General features: G+C 36.5%; 2 protein-coding genes. Both read right to left on the reverse strand.

Annotated features, from left to right (window positions below; all coding sequences use genetic code 11):
- Positions 1-39 precede the first annotated feature (39 nt).
- On the reverse strand, positions 40-630 hold the full coding sequence (locus ABZC13_RS14280; protein ID WP_373005379.1) for an NAD(P)H-dependent oxidoreductase: 591 nt from the start codon (positions 628-630) through the stop codon (positions 40-42).
- A gap of 11 nt (positions 631-641) precedes the next feature.
- Positions 642-1,521, reverse strand: an 880-nt coding sequence (locus ABZC13_RS14285; RefSeq protein ID WP_373005382.1) for an iron-containing alcohol dehydrogenase, incomplete at its 5' end; no start/stop codon positions are given.

Raw genomic sequence — 1,521 nt, forward strand, 5'->3', positions numbered from 1 at the left:
ATGACTCTTCAAATGTTTTTTCCATAATCTTTTCCTTTTTTATATAAAATTTTTCTCTAACACTTTTGTGAACTTCTCTAACTCACTTTTCATATCCAAATCACCTTTAAATATATCATGCACGGAATAAGTTTCTAAAGGTTCTGCTCCACAAAACTGAAATGTTTTATGAGTAGCAATATTTGCTTCATCTAAAGAGAGTCCATCAAAGAAGCCATCTTTATCAGAAAACTCACTTATCGGACAGTTGTATGTAAGCGAAATCATATACTTTGTTCCTTGCATCAAGCCGCCACTGCCGTAACGTTTTGTTTCATCACTTCTGCTTCTTCCATCATTTATATAGAGTCCGTTATGGTCACCTGCAGAGAAAACTTCATCTATATACTTTTTAGTAATCCAAGGAACACCCATCCAGTAAACAGGATATTGCAATAAGATATAATCAGCCCAGACAAACTTTTGGACTTCTTCTTTAACATTATAGTCACTTTCAACTATACTATGCTTTACATTAAAACCGTTTTTTTCAAAGAACTCAGATGCAGAGTCTATATACATCTTAGTTAGATTTCCTTCTGCTACATTATCATATCTTTGATGTCCGTTTATTATGAGTACATTTTTCATCATTTTCCCTTTTATGCTTTTTCTAATATCTCAGCAATAGTATCTTTTGAATAAATTTCACCAATACCCCAGATGCCAGCGAGTTCATTTGCGTTTATTGCCAACTCTTCTATACCTTTTCTTGGAATATTTACATCTTCAAGAGTTACCGGTGCTCCTATTTTAATAAACCACTCTTCAAGTTTTTCAATTCCTTTGCCAGAATCTTCTTCGTTAAAAATCTCTTTAGCAAATCTTTTGAACTGTTTAGGGTTTTTACTTTCATACCATTTCATCCAAGCTGGCATGACAACAGATAAACCTGCACCGTGAGGTACATTATAAATAGCAGATAAAGAATGTTCAATCATATGATTTGGAAAGTTTCCACCCTCTGTTCCCGCAGGGGTAAGTCCGTTAAGGGCTTGAATAGCCACCCATGCGAACTCAGCTCTTGCTTCGTAATCATCTGGATTTTGGATTAAAACTTCTGTAGTCTCCATTACTGTTTTTATGATTGACTCTACTACCCTAGAGTTAAAGTTTGGATGCACAGATGCCGTAAAGTAGACCTCAATAGAGTGAGCAATAATATCAACTGCCGAATAAGCCAAATAGTCCTTTGACACTGTAGCCATCAGTTGGGGATTCACTACAGATACTACAGGGTTGACAAGTACAGAGCTAAAAGAGTATTTCTGAGATGTCTCATCATTCATAATAACAGAGTTACCATTCATTTCACTGGCCGTTGCGGCTAATGTCATTACAGTAAAGACAGGAAGAGCCTCTGTAATGGCTGCTTTTTGTATGAAAAAGTCCCAAACATCACCATTATATTTCGCACCGGCAGCAATAGCTTTAGCAGAGTCTGCGACAGAACCGCCGCCAACACCGAGAACAGCTTGAATA

This window comes from Sulfurimonas sp. (assembly GCF_041563035.1).
GTDB lineage: Bacteria > Campylobacterota > Campylobacteria > Campylobacterales > Sulfurimonadaceae > Sulfurimonas.

What these genes read in the sequence shown, in the direction of transcription:
- ABZC13_RS14280 (WP_373005379.1), bottom strand. Translation starts at nt 630, where the DNA reads ATGAAAAATGTACTCATAATAAACGGACATCAAAGATATGATAATGTA.